Below are 19,788 nucleotides of genomic sequence, written 5' to 3'. Positions count from 1 at the left end.
TCAGCAACCGGGTCACGCCGCCTCCGAGGCAAGCGCCAGCGAGCGCCCGAACATCATGTCGGCACGGATGCCCGCAATGGATTTGCGGTCCCGGATCAGTTCGAGATACCAGAGTGCGCCGGCGACATCGCCGACCAGCACCGCGCCGGTGAGCCGGCCAGCCGAGATCACCAGCTTCTTGTAGGTGCCGCGCCTGAGGTCCTTGAGCACGATGGCTTCGCTGCCGTCGGCGCCCATGAAGTCGCCGGCCGAGAACACGCTGACGCCGGAGACCTTGAGATTGGTCGCCACCACGCTGCCGCGATAGCCGGCCGCCCGGCCCGCAAGATGCTGCGCCAGCACGCGGGCCTGCTCGTAGGCCGGCTCGACCAGGCCATAGCAAATGCCGCGATGCTCGGCGCATTCGCCGATCGCGAACACATCCGCCGCGCCGGTCTGCAGATGGTCGTCGACGACGACGCCGCGATTGACCGATATGCCGGCCTCCTTCGCCAGCGCGGTGTTCGGCCGAATGCCGGCCGCGAAGATCACCGCGTCGGCATCGATCCGGCGGCCGTCCGCCAGTTCGACGCCCTCGACATGGGTCTCGCCGTGGATGCGCGCGGTATTGGCATTGAGCAGGATCTCGATGCCCTTGCGTTCGACCAGCGACTTCAACAGCTCCGCCGCCGGCGCATCGAGCTGCCGCTCCATCAGCCGGTCCATCAGATGAACCAGGGTCACCGGGGCGCCGGCCTTGGCGAGGCCGTAGGCCGCCTCGAGTCCGAGCAATCCGCCGCCGACCACGACGACGCGTTTCCTGCGGGCCGCCAGCGTCAACAACAGATCGACGTCGCGGCTGTCGCGAAAGGTATGGACGCCGGCGAGTTCGGCGCCGGGCACGTTGAGCCGCAGCGGCGTCGAGCCGGTGGCGAGCACCAGCTTCGAAAACGTGATGCTCTCGTCGCCCGCGATCTTGAGTTCGCGGCGGCCGACGTCGATCCCGGTGGCGACGCAGCCATATTTCAGGGTGACGCCGCGGTCGCGCCACCACGAAGCCGGCCGGAGTTCGATGTCGTGGGAGGCGATCTCGCCCGCGAGCACCGACGACAGCAGCACGCGGTTATAGGCGAGCCGCGGTTCGTCGCCGATCACGGCAATGGCGTAACGCCCGAGTGCGGCCTTCGTCAGTTCGTCGACCAGACGCGCGGCGGCCATTCCATTGCCGACGATGACCAGCGGTTCGCTCACGAGGTATCCTCACTCGAAAACTACGCCGCCTCGACAAACCGATGCCGCTCGTAGAGGAATTCGAGCACGCGCTGCCGGCATTTCAGGTAGCCGGCATTGGTGGCGAGTTCGAGCCGCTTGCGCGGCCGCGCCAGCGGCACCTCGAGCACCTCGCCGATCCGCGCGCTCGGCCCGTTGGTCATCATCACGATGCGGTCCGACAGCAGCACCGCCTCGTCGACATCGTGCGTGATCATCAGGATGGTGTTGCCGAGCTTCTGGTGCAGCGCCATCACCGAATCCTGCAGATGCGCACGGGTCAGCGCGTCGAGCGCGCCGAACGGCTCGTCGAGCAGCAGCACCTTCGGCTCCATCGCCAGCGCCCGCGCGATGCCGACGCGCTGCTTCATGCCGCCGGAAATTTCCGCAGGCCGCTTGTCCTTGGCGTGCGTCATCTGCACCAGATTGAGATTGTGCATGGTCCAGGCGTCACGCTCCTCGCGGGTCTTGCTCGATGCGAACACCTTGTCGACGCCGAGCCTGACGTTTTCATAGACCGTGAGCCAGGGCAGCAGGCTGTGGTTCTGGAACACCACCGCGCGATCCGGACCCGGCGAGTTGACCTCGCGGTTTTCCAGCAGCACGCCGCCCATCGTGGCCGAGGTCAGGCCTGCCACGATGTTGAGCAGGGTCGACTTGCCGCAGCCGGAATGTCCGATGATCGAGACATATTCGCCCTTGTCGATCGTCAGGTTGATGTCCTTCAGCACCTCGGTCGAGGCATTGCCGCGGGTGAAGACCTTGTCGATGTGATCGAGCTTCAGATAGGTCATGACGGTTCCCTTCAGTTCAGCGCGGTGCCGCGGGTCACAATCTTCGCCATCCCCGCGATCATGCGGTCGAGCACGAAGCCGATGATGCCGACGTAGAACAGCGCCAGGACGATTTCGCTGATATGCGAGGAATTCCACGCATCCCAGATGAAGAAGCCGATGCCGACGCCGCCGATCAGCATCTCCGCCGCCACGATGGCAAGCCAGGACAGGCCGATGCCGATGCGCAGGCCGGTGAAGATGTAGGGCGCCGCCGCCGGGATCATGATCTTCCAGAAGAACTCCAGCGGGTTGAGCTGAACCACGGCTGCGACGTTGCGGTAGTCCTGCGGGATGTTGCGGATGCCGACCGCGGTGTTGATGATGATCGGCCAGATCGAGGTGATGAAGATCACGAAGATCGCCGAGGGCTGGCCGTCCCGGAATGCCGCCAGCGACAGCGGCAGCCAGGCCAGCGGCGGGATGGTGCGAAGCACCTGGAAGATCGGGTCGAGCCCGCGCATCGCCCAGACCGATTGTCCGACCAGGGTGCCGAGCGCGATGCCGGCGACTGCCGCCAGCGAATAGCCGAGCGCGACGCGCTGCAGACTGGCGGAGAGATGCCAGAACAACCCCTTGTCGATGCCGCCGCGATCGAAGAACGGATCGAAGATCAGTTCCTTGGTTTCCTTGAACACCCGCGACGGCGGTGGCAGGGTCGAGCCGGCGCGCCGGCACACCAATTCCCAGAACAGCATGCCGAGTGCCAGCACGATCAGCGGCGGCACCACGCGCACCGCGGTCTCCTTCGCCATCTTGATGTATTTCTCGGCGCGCGGCGGCTGCTTCGGCGTCATCGCGACGACCGGCGCCGCGGTGACCGGCGCGGCGGTAACCGGAATTGCCACGGCATCGGGTTCGGCTTTCATGGCATGCATATTCATCGGGAGTGTGTCTCCGGGTTCGATGGGCGGGCCGCACGCAAGCGTGCGGCCCGGTTTGGATCAGACGTCAGCACGCTTGATGGACAGCGACTTCAGGTAGGCCGCCGGATTTTCCGGATCGAACACCTTGCCGTCGAAGAAGGTTTCCTTGCCGCGCGACTTCGAGGTGGGGATATCGGAGGCGGCGACGCCGAGGGCCTTGGCGGCGTCGCGCCAGATATCCTCGCGGTTGACCTTGGCGATCAGCGCCTTGGAATCGAACCCGGGCTCGAACTTGCCCCAGCGGATATCCTCGGTCATGAACCAGAGATCGTGGCTCTGGAACGGATAGGAGGCGAAGTCGCGCCAGTACTTCATGATGTGAGGGCTGTTCTCGACCACCTTGCCGGTGCCGTAGTCGAACTTGCCCTTGGCGCGATCGAGAATGTCCTCGACCGGGCAGTTGATCCACTGCCGCTTGCCCATGATGGTGGCGAGTTCTTCCTTGTTCTCGGCCTTGTCGGCCCACTGCTGGGCTTCCTGGACCGCCATGGTGATGGCCTGCGCAGCCTTCGGATTCTTGTCGACCCAGGCGGCGCGCATGGCCAGGGATTTCTCGGGGTGCTTGCTCCAGATCTCGCCGGTGTTGACCGCCGTGTAGCCGATGCCCTGATGCACGAGCTGGCCGGGCCACGGCTCGCCGACGCAGAAGCAGTCCATGGTGCCAACCTTCATGTTGGCGACCATCTGCGGCGGCGGCACCGTAATGGTTTCAATGTCCTTGTCGGGGTCGATGCCGCCGGCGGCGAGCCAGTAGCGCAGCCACAGATCGTGGGTGCCGCCGGGAAATGTCATTGCGGCCTTGATCGATTTGCCGGCGGCCTTCTTCTTTTCCAGCGCTTCCTTGAACGACTTGACGTCGATCCCGACCTTGAGGTCGGCGTATTCCTTGGCGACCGAGATGCACTGCGCATCGAGATTGAGCCGCGCCAGGATGTACATCGGCGTCGGCACGTTGTTCTGCGTCACCTTGCCGGACGAGATCAAATACGGCATCGGGGTCAGGATATGCGCGCCGTCGATGCCGTTGCCTTCCGAGCCGAGCACGAGGTTGTCGCGCGTGGTGCCCCATGACGCCTGCTTCTGCACTTCGACATCGGGCATGCCGTGCTTGGCGAAGAAGCCCTTGTCCTTGGCAACGAACAGCGGGCCGGCATCGCTGAGCGCGATGAAGCCGAGCTTGGCGCCCTTCACTTCCGGGCCCGCTCCTTGCGCAAAGGCGCCGGCAGGGAAACTCAGCCTGGCGGCGGCGAGCAGCGCGGCCGATCCCGCGGTGGCCTTGAGGATCTGACGGCGGCTGAGGCCGTTGCGGGAAGTCTGGTCAATGCGCGTCGTCATGGGTGCAGGCGTCCTTTGTGTGTATGGCCGTCCGTCCGGTGTCACCGCGCTGAGCGCATAGAGGCACGTCCTGGGGAGGCCCCAGTCCGGCGGTGTCACAATTCGGATGATTGGTCTCGAGGGACGGCTTCAATGGCGTCGGCACGAACTATTCAAGCTTCGTGCCAAGCGGCCAGATTACAAAAATCGTATATTTTTTAGATAGTTACAGAAATTGCATAATTTATATGCATGCCCAATATTGCATCCGAAATTTGCGCGTGGCCCATTTCTTGTGCGCCGCACAAGAAATAAGCAGGCGCCTCGGAGGACGTGTTTCAGGCGTTCTCGGTCGCCGCCATCAACGGCTTCGGCGCCATTCCCTGGCCCGGCTTGATGCGGAATTCATAGGTCATCAGGTGCCAGGGCGCGGGCGCCGGCTTGCCGTCCGGCATCACCGGATCTGTCCGCTTTTCGATATGGGCGACGAGTTCGTCCTTGACCCCGAACACCACGTCGGAATCCAGATATTTGTCGCCCTCGATGAAGACGTGGGTGATCAGCGGCTCGTAGCCGGGTGCATTGACCAGGAAATGCACATGGGCCGGCCGCATCGCGTGGCGGCCGACCTGCAGGATCATTTCCCCGGCAGGACCATCGGTCGGGATCGGATAGCTGCACGGCAGGATGGTGCGAAAGAAGAACCGGCCGTCGGCGTCGGTGATGAACCGCGCCCGCGATGACGGGCCCTGCGTCGCATAGGTCGGCTTTTGCGAATCGTAGAAGCCGTCATCGTCGGCGTGCCAGACGTCGACCGGGACACCCGCCAGCGGCTTGCCCTTGAGGTCGGTGACGCGGCTCTGCACGAACATCCGCTCTCCTTCCAGGGTGGCGGAAATATCGGTGCCGTGCGGCGTCTCCTTGTGCTCGCCGACATAGAACGGGCCGAGCACGGTGGTCTCGGTGGCGCCGTCGCGCTCGCGATGGTTGACGGCATCGACCAGCATGGAAACCCCGAGCACGTCCGACAGCAGGATGAACTCCTGCCGGATCGGGGTGCATTTCTGGCCGGTGCGGGTCAGGAAATCGATCGCATAGTCCCACTCCTCGAAGGTGAGATCGGTCTTGCGCACATATTCGTGCAGCGATTTCACCAGCTCCTGCAGCAGGAATTTGGCGCGCGGATTCGGCGTGCCCTCAAAACTCTTGATCACGGCGGCGGTCAGTTCGGTGTCGTTGAATTGAGGCATTTGGGCTGTCCTGCGGGGGCTACGCGATGGCGGGTGAGCCTACACCAGCCGATCGCCCGGGGTAAGCATGCGGGCGGTTGGAACGGGGCGCCCTTTTCGGCTATCAAGGCGGACCGCGACCGCCTCCCGGAGACCCGCCCCGATGCTAGCCCCCACCCCCGCCTCCCCCGAATCCGCCGGCATGTCCAAGGCCGCCTTCGACCGTGTCGAAGCGCACCTGAAGCACCGCTATGTCGATGCCGGCCGTTTTCCGGGCACGCAGCTTCTGGTCTACCGCCGCGGCAAGATCGTCCACTCGACGGTGCAGGGCTTTGCCGACCTCGAGCGCAAGGTGCCGGTCAAGGACGACACCATCTTCCGCATCTATTCGATGACCAAGCCGATCACATCGGTGGCCTTCATGATGCTGGTGGAGGAAGGCCGCGTCGCGCTCGACGAGCCTGTCCACAAATACATCCCGGAATGGAAGAACCTCGGCGTATTCCAGGCCGGCGTCGCGCCGGCGTTCCTGACCAGGCCACCGACACGGCCGATGCTGGTCGTCGACCTGCTCCGGCACACTTCCGGACTGACCTACGGCTTCCAGCAGCGCTCCAATGTCGACGCCGCCTACCGTGAAAAGAAGATCGGCGAGGTCGTGACAGCGGGTACGCTGCAATCGATGATCGACGAGCTCGCCGGGATTCCGCTTGAATTCTCCCCCGGCGAGGCCTGGAACTATTCGGTCTCCACCGACGTGATCGGCTACCTCGTCGGCAAGATCAGCGGCATGCCGTTCGAACAGTTCTTGAAGCAACGCATCCTCAATCCGCTCGGCATGAACGACACCGACTTCTTCGTGCCGGCCGACAAGGCCCACCGATTCGCGGCGTGCTACTCGGCCGACCCGAAGGGCGGCATGACCTTCCACGCCACCGACCGCAAGGGCGGCCTGACGCTGCAGGACGACCCGGCCACCAGCTCGTACCTGTCGCCACCGTCGTTCATTTCCGGCGGCGGCGGATTGTGCTCGACCGCGGCCGACTATCTGACCTTCTGCCGCGCGCTGCTCAATGGCGGCGAACTCGGCGGCGTCCGGCTGATCGGCCCGAAGACGCTGGCGCTGATGACGTCAAATCATCTGCCCGGCGGATGCGACCTGCCGGCGATGTCGCGGTCGATGTTCTCGGAGGCGACCTATAACGGCATCGGCTTCGGCCTCGGCTTCTCGGTCACGATGAACCCGGCGCTGACGCTGATTCCGGGCAGTGCCGGCGAGTATGCCTGGGGCGGCGCCGCCACGACGTCGTTCTGGATCGATCCGGCGGAAGACCTGATCGCCATTTTCATGACCCAGGTGCTGCCGTCGAGCGCCTATCCGGTGCGGCGCGAACTTCGCACCATGGTGTATTCGGCGATTACCGACAGCAATCTCTGAGAACGGGCCGGGTTCCACGGCCCCGCCAGCCGCAATGGAACCCGGCCGCAGCCGAAATCCTTGGCGAATTTCAAGCGCTTCTCCTATGCTCCCGGCATTCGGCGTTACCGCCGGATGCCACGAGCCGGGATCCCCGTGCGAAAACTCTCACTGCCAGTGCGTCTCGCCCTGCTGGTTGCGGGAACCACGCTGCCGCTGATCATTTTCGCGGCCGGGATCGTTTTCAACAATTACGAGCAGCACCGCAGGGATGCCAAGCAGCGCGTGGTCGAGACCGTGCGCAGCATCCGCCTCGTTCTCGATGCCGAGATGCAGCGGATGACCGGCGGGCTTCAGGTGCTGTCGCTGACCGACGCGCTGCGGGACCGCGACTTCGAGGGCTTCCGCCGCATCGCCGCCGGTTTTCTCGAGCAGTATGGCAAGGACGGCGTCGTGCTGGTGGCCGACCGCAAGGGCCGCCAGGTGTTTTCCTCGATCACCGCGGACACCGCCAATCTGCCGCCGCGTAACAATCTTGCCATCGTGGACAAGGTGTTCGCAACCAGGAGCCCGCAATACTCCAACCTGTTCTTCGGTGCGGTGAAGCAGCAACTGATCGTGACGGTCGAGGTGCCGATGGTTCGCGACGGCGAGGTGCTGTACGATATTTCCTTCAGCCCGCCGGCCGAGATTTTCCAGGCCATCATCGAAAAACAGCGTCCGAGCCAGGACTGGACGATCTCGATCTTCGACGGCGACGGCATCAATTTCGCGCAGGTGCCGAACCCGCAGGAGACGCTCGGCAAGCGCGCCTCGCCGACGCTGTACGACGCGATGTCCCGCGCACCGGAAGCCACCTTGCAGACCGTATCGCGCGAAGGGGCACAGCTGATCACGAGCTATGCGCGGTCCTCGCTGACCAGCTGGACCGTGGCCGCCGGGATCGCGGAAAGCTCGCTGGTCGGACCGCTCTGGCGCAACCTCGCCATCACCAGCCTGATCGGCGGCATTCTGCTCCTGATCGGCCTCGCCTTCGCGGTGCGGATGGCAACCGCGATCGCCCGCGGCGAGATGCTGCATGATCTCCTGATCGAGGAACTCAATCACCGCGTCAAGAACACGCTGGCCATCCTGCAGTCGATCGCCACGCAGACGTTTCGCAGCGCAAGCCGGGCCGAGCGCGAAAAATTCGAGGGCCGGCTCGGCGCGCTGGCGGAGGCACACAATCTGCTGAGCCAGGAGAAGTGGCAGAGTTCAGAACTCAGGGACGTCATCGGCCGTGTGGTGCAGCCCTATCTGTTCAACACGCCGGAGCGGCTGCGAATGTCCGGACCGGACGTGCCGCTGTCGCCGCGGCTGTCGGTGGTGCTGTCGATGATCCTGCACGAGATTGCGACCAACGCCGCGAAGTATGGCGCGCTGTCCAACGACACCGGCAAGGTCGAGCTGGACTGGGAAGTGATCACGGAAGACGTCAAACCGCAGCTGCGGCTGATCTGGACCGAGTCCGGCGGTCCTCATGTCACCAAGCCGGAACAGCGCGGCTTCGGATCGCGGCTGATCGAGCGCAGCGCCCGCGACCAGCTCGGCGGCGAAGCTACCGTCGAGTTCCTGCCCCATGGCGTGGTCTACACCGTGACCTGCACGCTGGAGGATGTCGGCCAGGCATAGCCGGAAAAATTACCGGCCCCATCAGTTCGCGGCCTTGTTGATCTGGCCGGGATCGTCCTCACCTCGCGTCAGGAGGTACGACAGCCTCCGGATCGCCGGGGCTGCGAAAAGCACGACCGGCAGCATGATGACCCAGGCGAAAACCCACGATCGGGCCCAATGGGTGACGAAAGTGCCGGTCGCAATGAAGGGGAAACTCGCGATCCCCGCCGCAATTGCGCATGTAAGCCCGGATTGAATCACGCCATAAACGAAATGGCTGAACCGGCGCGGTATTCTCAGCATATTCCACCTCTGAGAGACGACCCGGACAAGGCAAAGACCATGCCTGCGGCGACCCTCGATGTGAGCCCGCCGCAGGTGGACGCCTTTGGTCACCGCATCTCTAGCCAAAGCTCTGCAGCGCCGGAAACGCCTCCAGCAGCCAGATGCTGACGCCGGATACCGCGCCGGTGAGAAAACCGATGCCGGTGACGACCATCAGCACGCCCATCGCGCGCTCGACCGCGGGAAGATGCCGCTTCATCCGCGCAAACAGCGAGGAGAATTGCTCGACCATGAAAGCCGCGATCAGGAAGGGAATTCCGAGCCCCGCCGAATAGATCGCGAGCAGGCCCGCCCCCTTGGTCACCGTCGCCTCGGTGGCGGCGACCGACAGGATGGCGGCGAGGATCGGGCCGATGCAGGGCGTCCAGCCGAACGCAAAGGCGAGCCCCATCGCATAGGCGCCCCACAGACCTACCGGCTTCGGAATCGGCAGCCGCCCCTCCCGCATCAAAAATCCAATCCGCGTCAGGCCGAGAAAGTGCAGGCCCATGACCATGATGACGATGCCGGCGACGATGGAAAGCTCCGCCGACCAGGCGCGGATCAGGCCGCCGATCAGGGAGGCGCTGGCGCCGAGCGCCACGAACACGGTGGAGAAGCCGAGCACGAACATGCCGGCCGAAATCATCACCGCACGCTTCGAGGCCGTTTCCGTCTCGTCATTGGCGACATGCTCGATGGTCGCGCCGGTGAGGTAGATCAGATAGGGCGGCACCAGAGGCAGCACGCAGGGCGACATGAAGCTGACCAGACCGGCAATCAGCGCCGCGGGGATCGTGACATCTTGAATCATGCAGTCATTGCCATCGTTGCTGTCCGGCTGGTGGATTCGATCGGGAGGCCGGCCCATGTCTAGCATCTCCGTGACCGCCGGAACCGCACGAAAGCCGCTCTATCGCTCACTTTTCGTTCAGGTCCGGATCGCCCGGCTGCCGCGGGCGAAAATCCTCGATCAGGCGCAGCAGGACGCGCGCGCCGGCGTCGGCGTCGGCCGGATCGACGTGCTCGGCCGGATGATGGCTGACGCCGCCGCGGCAGCGCACGAACAGCATGGCCACATCGGCGATATCGATCATCGCCATGCCGTCGTGGCCGGCCCCGCTCGGCAGTTCGAACACCCGATAGCCCTCGCCTGCGATGGCCCCGGCCACCTGCTGCCTGAGCCAGGGGGCGCAGGGTACGGTGCGGTTCTCATGGGTCACATCGATCGCGGCAACCAGATTTCGCCGCCCGGCGATCGTCCTGATCCGATCGGTGATTTCGGCGACCGCGCCTGTGCGCTGCTGGTCCGATGCGGCGCGGACGTCGATCGTAAACACGGCCTTTCCGGGAACGACATTGGTCGCTCCCGGCATCGCGCTGATGGAGCCGACGGTGCCGACCAGCCCGGGCTCGGCCCGGCAACGGGCCTCGACGGCGAGAATGCATTCGGAGGCGCCCGCCAGCGCATCGCGCCGCAGCGCCATCGGCACCGTGCCGGCGTGGCCGGCCATGCCCGACAGCGCGACCGAAAGCCGGGTCGCGCCCGAGATCGCCGTCACCACCCCGACCGGCAGGCCCTGGTTTTCCAAAACCGGCCCCTGCTCGATATGCAGTTCGAGATAGCCGTGCAGCTCGCCTCGCCTCCGCGCCGCGGCACAAATGCGGCCGGGATCGAGGCCGAACCGCAGCAGGGCGTCGCGCATCGTGATGCCGCCCGTGTCCCTGGCCTCAAGCACACGATCGTCGAAGGTGCCGGCCACGGCGCGGCTGCCGAGCAGGGTCGATGCGAAGCGGACACCTTCCTCATCGGCAAAGCCGGTCACCTCGACCGCGAAGGGCAATCGCTTGCCGCGCCGGTTGAGATCTCCGACGCAGGAAATCGCGGTGACGAGCCCGAGCGGCCCGTCCCATTTGCCGGCGTCGCGCACGGTGTCGTAATGCGAGCCCAGCATCAGGCAGGGCAACCCCGCCTGCCCGCCTTCGTAGCGGCCGCAGACATTGCCGATGGCGTCGAGCTGCGCGGCCATGCCGGCGTCCTGCATCCACGCCAACAGCAGATCGGCCGCGGCGCGGTGCTCGGGGGTGAGAAAGATCCGCGTCAGATGACCGGAAGTCTCGGAGATCGCGCCGAGCGCGTCGATGCGGCGGACGATTTCCCGCCCGAGATCGCCGGCGCCGTCGGTTGCCTGCGCCATCACGGCGATCCGTATTCGAACATCGATTCGATATCGGCGTGGCGCCGTCCCAGCCAGGGCTGCGCGCCGAGCACATCGGACAAAAAGGCTTCCGAGGCGGGATCGCGGGGATAGGAGGCGTCAGCCATTCAAGCCGCCTCGAACCGGACCTTCTGCGCGCCCTTCCACAGCACGGTCTTGCCGAGCTCCGGCAGCCGGTCGAGCCCCGAGGTCAGGGTGATGAAATGGTTGCCGGCGAGCTGACCCATCTTGCTGGCGAAGTGCACCCCGCCATAGGCCAGCAGGATCTCGGTCTCGCTGATGCCGCCGGGATAGAGGATGATCTGGCCCGGCGCGGGATAGCTGGTGTGGTTTTCATAGCCGACGCCGAAGTCGAGATCGCCGAGCGGAAGCCACACCGCCTCGCCGCTCCAGCGCACATGCACCATCCGGCTTTCGAACGGCATCGCGCGGCGGAACGCGGCGCAGGTCTTCGGCGCCAGTTGTTCCTCGAAACGCGCGTCGAACGTGAAGTCGCCGGCGCGGACAATGAGTTGGCTCATGGGATGGCTTTCCTGCTCCTCGAGGTGAGGATCAGTGCTCCTCGAGGTGGGGATCAGATTGCAGCCACCGCGCCATCAGGCAAGATTATTTTTGTCGCGGCAAATGCCGAAGACAACGCCGTCCCGGGCGCAGCGTCGAAAAATCCGGGTGAGGCTTCGAAAGCGCGCGGCTATTTCACCAGCTTCAGCACGGCCCGCCGGCGCTGGCCGGCGGTCGATTTCGGATCGTTCGACCGTTCCGCCGCGTCGTCATCCGGCGTCATCGCATCGCACAGGGCTTTCAGATCCGAATCCGGAATCTTGCTGAGGTCGATCCGGAGGTCGAGAATCGCCAGCGACACCAGCTTGGCCGTCTCCGGACGGCCGCCCTTGACCAGCGCCGCCCGGCACTGCTCCAGCGTTGCAAGAATCGAATGCAGTCGTTCTTCCGAATTAGCCACCAGCGTTCTTTCCGTAACCGAGCTTGCGAGGTAGAGCGGAGGCGATCCAGTCGGTCGTTTCATACACCTCTCCATAAAGTCCCGATATTCGCGATACGGCCCGATGGACGTCATCCGCCGACATGTCGTCGAGAGCATGGCCGGCCGACGCGGCCCACAGAAAAGTAACCTCGTGGTTGTGGTGGAAGGCCAGCCGCCGCGGCTTCGCCAGGTACTCCTGCAGCATATCCACAAAGACGACGATTGGGGCGCTGGAGCAGTTGGCTAAGGTCCGCAGGCTGACCGCTGACGTCATTTGGGGCCCCTTTTCAGGTCCGAACGCCAGCCTGACGGTATCAGGGGGTTCCGGAGGGGGGGCCTGCGGGGTCCGGAGGGGGGCCTGCGGGGTAAGCATAGGCGTCGGAATCCGGAGACTGAAACCCGCAGTGGTTGTACTTTCGGGCATATTCTGCCAAGTTTAGCGCGCAGAAAGGACGATGTATGCGTCTGGTCGTGGAAAGGGGCGTTCCGCAGGAGGAACGCCAAAAGGTCGCGATAGGCAGTCTCACCGACTGGGACGCCGCCAGGGTTTTCCTGGAGGTGGTCCGCTGCGGCAGCTTCAGGTCCGCGGCCGAGCGGCTCGACCTGTCCATCAACGTCGTGCGCCGGCGCATCGACGATTTCGAGCGCCAGGTCGGCGCCACCCTGTTCACGCGCGACGTTCACGGCACAAGGCTGACCGACGAAGGCTCGCTGGTCGTCTCCGCGGTGGAACGCATGGAGGCCGCGTCGTTCGACCTGCTGCGCGCCGGCAATTCCGTCACCAATACACTGTCGGGCGAAGTCCGCGTTGCCGTCACCGAGGGACTCGGCACCTTCTGGCTGGCCCCGCGCCTGGTCGAATTCCAGCAATCGTTCCCGAACATCCGGGTCGATCTGCACTGCGCGATGCGATCCGCCGACGTGTCGCGGCATGAGGCCGACATTGCGATCCATTTGTCGCGGCCGGCCGCGCTCGACGTCAAGCTGGTCCGGCTCGGCCGCATGCACCTGATGTTCTTTGCCGGCGAGAAATACATCGAGAGATTCGGCGCGCCGAAGACCACGGAAGAGCTGGTCAAGCACCGGCTGGTGATGCAGGTCGCCGATGAGATCGCCGCCAAGGAGACGTTCGAAAGCTGGTTTCCCGGCTATTCGCAGCGGGACTTGCTGGTGATGAAAACCAACGTCAGCAGCGCCCACTACTGGGCCGTCGCCAACGGCGCGGGGATCGGCGTGTTTCCGACCTACGGCTACGCACTCGGCGGCAAGATCGTGCCGCTCGAGATTCCGTTGCGCCAGCCGTTCGACATCTGGCTCTCCTACCATCCCGGCAGCGGCCGCATCCCCCGGGTGCGGCGGATGATCGACTGGCTGGTGGAGGCTTTCAATCCCGTGAGATTCCCGTGGTTCAAGGACGAGTTCGTCCATCCATGCGAATTCAACGCGGTATACAAGGGTGAATCCCTGACCCATTTATTCGGGGGCTTCTCGACCGACGAAGGACGGTAAAGGCAGGATGATGAAATCAGCAGCGAAGAAAATGAAGCAGCGCAGTGCTGGAAAACCCGACATCGAATTGGGCAAACGAATCCGGCTGCGGCGCGTTGAGCAGAAGATCTCGCAGGCGGAACTTGGCGACAAACTCGGCGTCAGCTTCCAACAGGTGCAGAAGTACGAGAAGGGCGTCAATCGTGTCGGCGCCGCCCGTCTTCAAGCCATCGCCACTGCGCTCGATGTCCCCGTCACCTTCTTCTATGACGGCGACGGCAAGGCGCGGGAGGTCGAAAGCCTGCTGTTCCTCGACAGCGCGTTCAGCCTCCGGTTGCTCCGGGCTTACAGCAAGATCAAGGACCAGACCGTGCAGCGTCAGCTGGTGTCCTTGATGGAATCGATCGCCGCGAACGAAGACTAGAGCCGTTGCGACCCCTCGGGGTTCCCTTGGAGTTCTCCCTGGGGTTTGCAGCGCGAGCTTTCGATTCGCAGCACTGCGGATACGTTCGATCGGCGCAAGCGGATCGGCCGGCAAACCATCGACGCGCCAGGCCGCATGCGGGTCCGGGCGCGACAGGACGAGCCCGACGCCATGGCAAGCGGCGCTGTTGCGGGCCGCAGCCTCGAGCAAGCCGATTGCCGATCCGGCGAAGCGTGACAAGCTGACGATGATTGCGCTCTGACGATTGCGCGCTGGAGCCGCTCTCCCCGGTCCGGCCGGGGAGAGACACTGCGGCCGAATGCTCGGCTAAATTACCGGCGCGTCCGGCTTCCACGCGGGCGACGACCGGCCCTTTCCTCACGTCCTGAGGCCGGACCACCTCGATACTTCACGAAAGCGCACCGATGCTGGACGCCCCCAAGACAACAGAAAAATCCTTTGCCGACGGCAAGATCCTGCAGAGCGTCAGCGACGGCGTCGGCGTCATCACCTTCAACAATCCGGAAAAGCGCAACGCCATGTCGCTCGACATGTGGGAAGGGCTCGGCCACGCGCTGGTCGAATTGCGCGACGATCCCGAGGTGCGCGTGGTGATCATGGTCGGCGCCGGCGACAAGGCGTTCGTCTCCGGCGCCGATATCAGCCAGTTCGAGAAGACCCGCCACAACGCCGAGGCAGGGGAAGAATATGCCAAGAAGAGCGCCGCGCAGCGCGCGCTGCTGGCGGATTATCCGAAGCCGACGATCGCCTGCATCCGCGGCTTCTGCCTCGGCGGCGGCATGCAGGTGGCGATGCTCGCCGATATCCGCATCGCTTCCGACTACAGCCAGTTCGGCATTCCCGCCGCCAGGCTCGGCATCGCCTATGGCTATGACGGCCTGAAGCATCTGGTGTCGCTGGTCGGCCCGTCCTGGGCGCGGCTGTTGATGTATACGGGGATGCGGATCGATTCCGCAGAGGCGCTGCGGATCGGGCTGGTCGACCGCGTGATATCGGACATCGAGCTGTGGGACGCGACGCTGGAGATCGCCCGCACCATCTCGGCCAACGCCCCGCTCGCCATTCAGGCCGCCAAGATCACCATCGCGCAGGTCTTGAAAGACGAAAGCAAGCGCGACATGAACGCGATCAAGAAGATCGGCAACGCCTGCATGGACTCGGAAGATTTCCGCGAAGGAAGGCAGGCGTTCATGGAGAAGCGCAAGCCGCAGTTCAAGGGAAGGTAGCGGGCGCTGTGCTGCGGGCCAGCATGTCAACAAAACTGCTTGATCGGTGGGTGATACCCATACGCTGCTTAAGTCGATAATCCTTGCAGACCGTACAATTTAGAGCTTCATTTCCCTGATAGCGACAGAATAAGCACACCTCCAACAAGTAGGCCATTATGGTCTGGGCTACGCCTGAATATCCAAAACGCTGGGTCAACGATGCTGGCTCGGTAATCGCTGATTACTCTAGCGGAAGCTTCGACGACCACTTGGCGTATCTAGACGCCCTCGACATCGTGAACAATTGGAGATCTTCTCATAACTTCCCATTGAATACGTTTCACGTAGGACTCAAGCGGCGAGGCAAGCTGATCGACAGGGGCATAATAACAGCACAGCGGATCAAGCGCCTATCTTCTATAGAAGCAAAATTGTCGCGCTTCAAAACAATGACCCTATCGCAGATGCAGGATATAGGCGGATGCCGGGCAATTATGCGCTCAGCAGCAAGCGTCAAACAACTCTGCGAAGCCTATGCCTCAAGCGAAATAAAGCACGAACTAGCAGCGAATGATGATTATATCGCATCCCCGAAAGAATCTGGTTACCGAGGAACACACCTTGTCTATAAGTATTTCTCCGACAGAAAGACCGATTACAATACGTTAAAGATTGAAATCCAGATTCGGTCGCAGCTCCAACATGCGTGGGCGACCGCCGTGGAGACGGTTGGAACCCTTCAACAGCAAGCACTCAAATCCAGCCAAGGCGAAAGAGACTGGCTAAGATTTTTTGCACTTGCAAGCAGCGCCTTCGCATTTCGCGAAGGAACAGCTCCCGTGCCTGGAACGCCCGTTCGTTATCGCGATTTGATCGCTGAACTTCGCGATTTCGCAAGAAGCTTGGACTTGGAGAAGCGGCTGCAGGCTTATGGCCATGCAATGAGATTTCTTTCTAACCCTCAGCATGGGCGAAGCGATAATCATTACTTCTTGCTGGAGATGAATCCTGCCCAGATGTCCATCCAGGTGACCACTTTCAAATTTAGCGAATCTACGATTGCCAATCAAAAGTACTTGGAGGTCGAAAAGAAGCTAAAAAATACTGCGGGAGCCGAGGCAGTTCTTGTTTCAGTCGACTCACTGGACGCAGTTCGTAAGGCGTATCCGAACTATTTCCTAGACACCGGAGTGTTTGTTCAACTTATCAGGGACACGACCAAGAGACTCTCGCGCCCCAAGCTAATCCAACGATCACCAAACCAACTGCAATTAGACCTGTTTTGAGTTGGAGGCATCCACTCATGCTTCGTTACCAGCATGTCACCTTCTGGCCCTTGACGACGCGAAGCGTTTCGCGAAGCGCTCGACCCATCCTGCGATCGGCTGCAGCTGTGTGACTACCCGACGGGCAAATCAGTTCGCCTTGCGATTGCGGCGTGTCCAGTCCCTTTGCGAAAAAGATTTCGCTTAACCCGTCGGGCAAATCACTTTTACAGAGTCGCCCGTCCCGTCCACAGAGGGGCGTTGCGCAACGTCAACGACGCGGAAGGGGATGCGGTGGACGCGGATGGCGCTCCTGACGAGGGCGCTTGAAGCGGACGGCGAAGTCGTGTGGTCCTGACACCCCGACGCTGGTGTCAAGTTCTTGAGAAGCAAGCTTCTCAGGGGCGACGGTGGCAAGAAAGCCCGGTCGCCGGGGAGATCACGTATAAGCCGTAAACCATTGCGTGGGGAATGCCGGGTGATTCCGGTGTGACCTGACTAACGCGTGTGCGTTCTACCTACTACCATTGCACGCGCGGCTATCGGGCGCATCGGGCGCCCGGCATTCCCTGCGCCCTCTAAATGGGGGGTAAGGAAATCGATGGCAAAGCTCGGGCGCCTTGCGCCGCGAGATCGTGAAGCTGTGTGTTCGAGCGTGAACCTGCCGGCGATGGCGCACCACACTCTCCGTTGTCATCGCCCGGCTCGACCGGGCGACCCAGCATTCCAGAGACGGTCATGTTCAATCGAGAAGCCGCGGCGTACTGGATCGCCCGGTCGAGCCGGGCGAAGACGGGCTGTGGCGAGGCGACGCCCCTCACTCATCTTTTTTCTTTTCCAGGCACGGGATCGTTTGCCGGCTATGTGGGCCCCCGCCTACAGCGCCTCGATCACCGCCTTCGCGATTTCCGCGGTGCCGTTGCTGCCGCCGAATTCCATCGGCTTGATTCCTCCCGCATAGACCTTGTCGACGGCGCGCTCGATGCTTTCAGCGGCCTCGGCGGCGGCCTCGATGCCGTGCTTGTCGGCGAGCCAGTCCAGCATCATCGCGGTGGACAGGATCATCCCGGTGGGGTTGGCTTTGCCCTGCCCCATGATGTCGGGCGCGGTGCCGTGGCAGGGCTGGAACACGGCGTGGCGGTCGCCGATGTCGGCCGACGGCGCCATGCCCATGCCACCGATCAGGCCGGCGGTCAGGTCGGAGAGAATGTCGCCGAACATGTTTTCCGTCACCATGACGTCGAAGTCCCAGGGCCGCTTCACCAGCAGCGCCGAGCAGGCGTCGACATACATGCGATCGGCCTTGACCCCGGGGTGACGCTTGGCGGCTTCGTCGAACATCCCGCGGAAGAAGGCGAACGCCTTGAACACGTTGGCCTTGTCGACGCAGGCCAGTGCGCCGGGCTTGCCGCGCGCCTTGCGGCGTTCGGCGAAGCGGAAGGAGAACTCGAACAGCCGCTCCGAGGTTTTTCGCGTGATCACCAGCGTCTCGCGCGCCTCGCTGTCGGTGACGACGCCCTTGCCCATCGAGGCGAACAGCCCCTCGGTGGATTCCCGGATCACGATGAGATCGATGCCGCGCGTATCCGCGCCGACGATCGGGCTCGGCACGCCGGGAACGAGCCGTGCCGGCCGCACCCCGGCATAGAGATCGAAATGAACGCGCAGCTCGATCTGCGGCGCTATCTCGGTGTTGTCGGGGTAGCGCACCGACGGCAGGCCGCAGGCGCCGAGCAGGACGGCGTCGGCCTCGTCGCACAGCCGCACGGTAGAGTCCGGCATCGACTTGCCGGTCTCGCGATAATGGTTGGCGCCGGCCGGCGCGTCGGTGAAGCGGAATTTGAGATCCGACTTCGACTCGATCTTGCGCAGCACTTCCAGCGCCGGAGCCATCACTTCAGGGCCGATACCGTCGCCGGCAAGCACGGCGATGTGGAGCGCGTCGTTGGCGGACATGGGGTTTCCTCAGAATTACGAGTGTCGGTGGCCTCATGGTTCGAGACACGCGCCGTTGCCGCGCTCCTCACCATGAGGGTGATGGACCTCATCCTGAGGAGCGACCATTTGGCCGCGTCTCGAAGGATGAAGCCACCGTACTTGAAATGTCCCCTACGGCGTCAATACCGCGCGGCCGACCAGCCGGCCCTTCTGCAGGTCGACCAGCGCATCATTGGCCCTGGCGAGCGGCATCGGGGTCACCGGGATCGGCGGCACTTTCTTGTCGCGTACGAGATCGAGCAGTTCCTGGGTCTCGCGGAGGTTACCGACATAACTGCCCTGGATGGTGATCGCCTTGATCGGAATCAGCGGCAGCGCAAAGGTGGCGCCGCCGCCGAACAGGCCGACGATGACGAGCTTGCCGCCCTTGCTCAGGCAGTCGAAGCCGAGCTGCGTGGTCTTGGCGTTGCCGACGAGATCAATCACCGCCCGGATCGGGCCGCCGGCCTTTTGCGCGAGCTGCTCCAGCGCGTCGGGCGCGCCACCATCGACGGTCGCGAGCGCGCCGGCCTTCTCGGCGGCTTCGCGCTTGCGCGCATCGATGTCGACGACGATGGCGCCCTTGCCGCCCATCGCCTTCAACAGCGACAGCGCCATCAGGCCGAGACCGCCGGCGCCGATGATGACGATCGGCGTGTTGAAATCCTTCTCCACCTTCTTCAGCGCGCTGTAGGTGGTGACGCCCGAGCAGGCGTAAGGCGCCGCGGTGACGGGATCGAGCCCCTTCAAATTGAGCAGATATTTCGGATGCGGCACCGTCATGTGATCGGCATAGCCGCCGTCGCAGTAGACGCCGAGCGAATTCGGCTTCAGGCACATATTCTCGTCGCCGGCGAGGCAGGTTTCGCATTTGCCGCAGCCGAGCCAGGGATAGACCAGCGCGACATCGCCTACCTTGAGGCCTGCGGTGTCGGCCTTGGCATCCGGCCCGAACGCCACCACCTCGCCGACGGTCTCATGTCCCATCGTGCGCGGCAGCGACACGCCGCGATCCCTGAGCGACAGCGGCTTGCGGCCGTGGCCGAGATCGTAGCCGCCTTCCCAGATGTGCAGGTCGCTGTGGCAGACGCCGGCCGCCTTCACCTTGACCAGGACCTGCGTGCCGGATGGTTGCGGCGTCGGCTGGTCCACTTCCTTCAAGGGGGCGTTGAAATCGGCAACCTGGAAACTCTTCATCGCGTCTCTCCCGATGGTTCTTGCTTTTGGCCTGATAGCATGGCGTTTTCGAGCGAAGTGGGC

At 63.5% G+C, this 19,788-nt stretch carries 20 protein-coding genes and 1 pseudogene; 7 read left to right on the top strand and 14 right to left on the bottom strand.

Annotation, left to right across the window (positions count from 1 at the left end):
- Window positions 1-12: 12 nt before the first annotated feature.
- From KMZ68_RS08940 to KMZ68_RS08920, 5 genes are all read right to left on the bottom strand, one after another.
- Complete coding sequence (locus KMZ68_RS08940) at window positions 13-1,230, bottom strand: NAD(P)/FAD-dependent oxidoreductase (RefSeq protein ID WP_215615422.1); 1,218 nt, start codon at window positions 1,228-1,230, stop codon at window positions 13-15.
- Between the two features lie 20 nt (window positions 1,231-1,250).
- Entirely contained in the window at window positions 1,251-2,042 is a 792-nt protein-coding gene (locus tag KMZ68_RS08935; RefSeq protein WP_215615421.1) for an ABC transporter ATP-binding protein, read from the bottom strand.
- 11 nt (window positions 2,043-2,053) lie between these two features.
- Window positions 2,054-2,965 (bottom strand): nitrate ABC transporter permease, encoded by a 912-nt coding sequence (gene ntrB / locus KMZ68_RS08930; RefSeq protein ID WP_215615420.1) that lies wholly within the window; start codon window positions 2,963-2,965, stop codon window positions 2,054-2,056.
- 60 nt (window positions 2,966-3,025) lie between these two features.
- Window positions 3,026-4,342 (bottom strand): CmpA/NrtA family ABC transporter substrate-binding protein, encoded by a 1,317-nt coding sequence (locus tag KMZ68_RS08925; RefSeq protein WP_215615419.1) that lies wholly within the window; start codon window positions 4,340-4,342, stop codon window positions 3,026-3,028.
- A 317-nt stretch (window positions 4,343-4,659) separates the two neighbouring features.
- Window positions 4,660-5,571 carry an intradiol ring-cleavage dioxygenase gene (locus tag KMZ68_RS08920; protein ID WP_215615418.1) on the bottom strand — a complete coding sequence of 304 codons (912 nt, stop codon included), beginning with the start codon at window positions 5,569-5,571 and terminating at the stop codon, window positions 4,660-4,662.
- Window positions 5,572-5,713: 142 nt separating this feature from the next.
- On the opposite strand from KMZ68_RS08920, the gene KMZ68_RS08915 reads away from it, so the two are divergent.
- Together KMZ68_RS08915 and KMZ68_RS08910 are read left to right on the top strand one after the other, a co-directional pair.
- Window positions 5,714-6,988, top strand: coding sequence for a serine hydrolase domain-containing protein (locus KMZ68_RS08915; RefSeq protein ID WP_215615417.1), 1,275 nt, complete (start codon window positions 5,714-5,716; stop codon window positions 6,986-6,988).
- A gap of 135 nt (window positions 6,989-7,123) precedes the next feature.
- Window positions 7,124-8,638, top strand: a complete 1,515-nt coding sequence (locus KMZ68_RS08910) for a sensor histidine kinase (protein WP_215615416.1) — start codon at window positions 7,124-7,126, stop codon at window positions 8,636-8,638.
- Window positions 8,639-8,659: 21 nt separating this feature from the next.
- Here KMZ68_RS08910 and KMZ68_RS08905 read toward each other — a convergent pair whose 3' ends face one another.
- From KMZ68_RS08905 to KMZ68_RS08875, 7 genes and pseudogenes are all read right to left on the bottom strand, one after another.
- Window positions 8,660-8,923 carry a DUF2798 domain-containing protein gene (locus KMZ68_RS08905; RefSeq protein WP_215615415.1) on the bottom strand — a complete coding sequence of 88 codons (264 nt, stop codon included), beginning with the start codon at window positions 8,921-8,923 and terminating at the stop codon, window positions 8,660-8,662.
- Between the two features lie 100 nt (window positions 8,924-9,023).
- Complete coding sequence (locus KMZ68_RS08900) at window positions 9,024-9,758, bottom strand: cytochrome c biogenesis CcdA family protein (RefSeq protein WP_215615414.1); 735 nt, start codon at window positions 9,756-9,758, stop codon at window positions 9,024-9,026.
- A gap of 106 nt (window positions 9,759-9,864) precedes the next feature.
- Window positions 9,865-11,142 (bottom strand): allantoate amidohydrolase, encoded by a 1,278-nt coding sequence (locus KMZ68_RS08895; protein ID WP_215615413.1) that lies wholly within the window; start codon window positions 11,140-11,142, stop codon window positions 9,865-9,867.
- 5 nt (window positions 11,143-11,147) lie between these two features.
- Window positions 11,148-11,246, bottom strand: a pseudogene (locus KMZ68_RS08890) (allantoinase); the annotation flags it as partial.
- 24 nt (window positions 11,247-11,270) lie between these two features.
- Window positions 11,271-11,684: a DUF3830 family protein gene (locus tag KMZ68_RS08885; protein WP_215602847.1), complete on the bottom strand. Its 414-nt coding sequence runs from the start codon at window positions 11,682-11,684 to the stop codon at window positions 11,271-11,273.
- Between the two features lie 170 nt (window positions 11,685-11,854).
- Window positions 11,855-12,124, bottom strand: a complete 270-nt coding sequence (locus tag KMZ68_RS08880; protein WP_249779571.1) for a hypothetical protein — start codon at window positions 12,122-12,124, stop codon at window positions 11,855-11,857.
- Entirely contained in the window at window positions 12,117-12,419 is a 303-nt protein-coding gene (locus KMZ68_RS08875) for a hypothetical protein (protein WP_215615412.1), read from the bottom strand. Before KMZ68_RS08875 ends, KMZ68_RS08880 begins: the two co-directional genes overlap by 8 nt.
- Window positions 12,420-12,604: 185 nt before the next feature.
- On the opposite strand from KMZ68_RS08875, the gene KMZ68_RS08870 reads away from it, so the two are divergent.
- The 5 genes from KMZ68_RS08870 to KMZ68_RS08850 all read left to right on the top strand — a co-directional run bounded on the left by KMZ68_RS08870 (window position 12,605) and on the right by KMZ68_RS08850 (window position 16,572).
- On the top strand, window positions 12,605-13,654 hold the full coding sequence (locus KMZ68_RS08870; protein WP_215615411.1) for a LysR family transcriptional regulator: 1,050 nt from the start codon (window positions 12,605-12,607) through the stop codon (window positions 13,652-13,654).
- Window positions 13,655-13,661: 7 nt separating this feature from the next.
- A complete protein-coding gene (locus KMZ68_RS08865; protein ID WP_215602850.1) occupies window positions 13,662-14,057 on the top strand; it encodes a helix-turn-helix domain-containing protein in 396 nt (131 codons plus the stop codon).
- Window positions 14,058-14,102: 45 nt separating this feature from the next.
- Window positions 14,103-14,294: a hypothetical protein gene (locus tag KMZ68_RS08860; protein WP_215615410.1), complete on the top strand. Its 192-nt coding sequence runs from the start codon at window positions 14,103-14,105 to the stop codon at window positions 14,292-14,294.
- Window positions 14,295-14,482: 188 nt separating this feature from the next.
- Window positions 14,483-15,304, top strand: a complete 822-nt coding sequence (locus tag KMZ68_RS08855) for an enoyl-CoA hydratase (RefSeq protein ID WP_215615409.1) — start codon at window positions 14,483-14,485, stop codon at window positions 15,302-15,304.
- A gap of 158 nt (window positions 15,305-15,462) precedes the next feature.
- Complete coding sequence (locus tag KMZ68_RS08850) at window positions 15,463-16,572, top strand: RelA/SpoT domain-containing protein (protein WP_215615408.1); 1,110 nt, start codon at window positions 15,463-15,465, stop codon at window positions 16,570-16,572.
- 855 nt (window positions 16,573-17,427) lie between these two features.
- Here KMZ68_RS08850 and KMZ68_RS08845 read toward each other — a convergent pair.
- A complete protein-coding gene (locus KMZ68_RS08845; protein ID WP_215615407.1) occupies window positions 17,428-18,507 on the bottom strand; it encodes an isocitrate/isopropylmalate dehydrogenase family protein in 1,080 nt (359 codons plus the stop codon).
- Window positions 18,508-18,660: 153 nt separating this feature from the next.
- Window positions 18,661-19,725 carry an alcohol dehydrogenase gene (locus KMZ68_RS08840; protein ID WP_215615406.1) on the bottom strand — a complete coding sequence of 355 codons (1,065 nt, stop codon included), beginning with the start codon at window positions 19,723-19,725 and terminating at the stop codon, window positions 18,661-18,663.
- Between the last annotated feature and the right edge of the window lie 63 nt (window positions 19,726-19,788).

The sequence above is a fragment of the Bradyrhizobium sediminis genome, from assembly GCF_018736105.1.
Lineage (GTDB): Bacteria > Pseudomonadota > Alphaproteobacteria > Rhizobiales > Xanthobacteraceae > Bradyrhizobium.
Note: the sequence above shows the minus strand (reverse complement) of the source record. Positions and strands in the feature narration are given on the sequence as shown.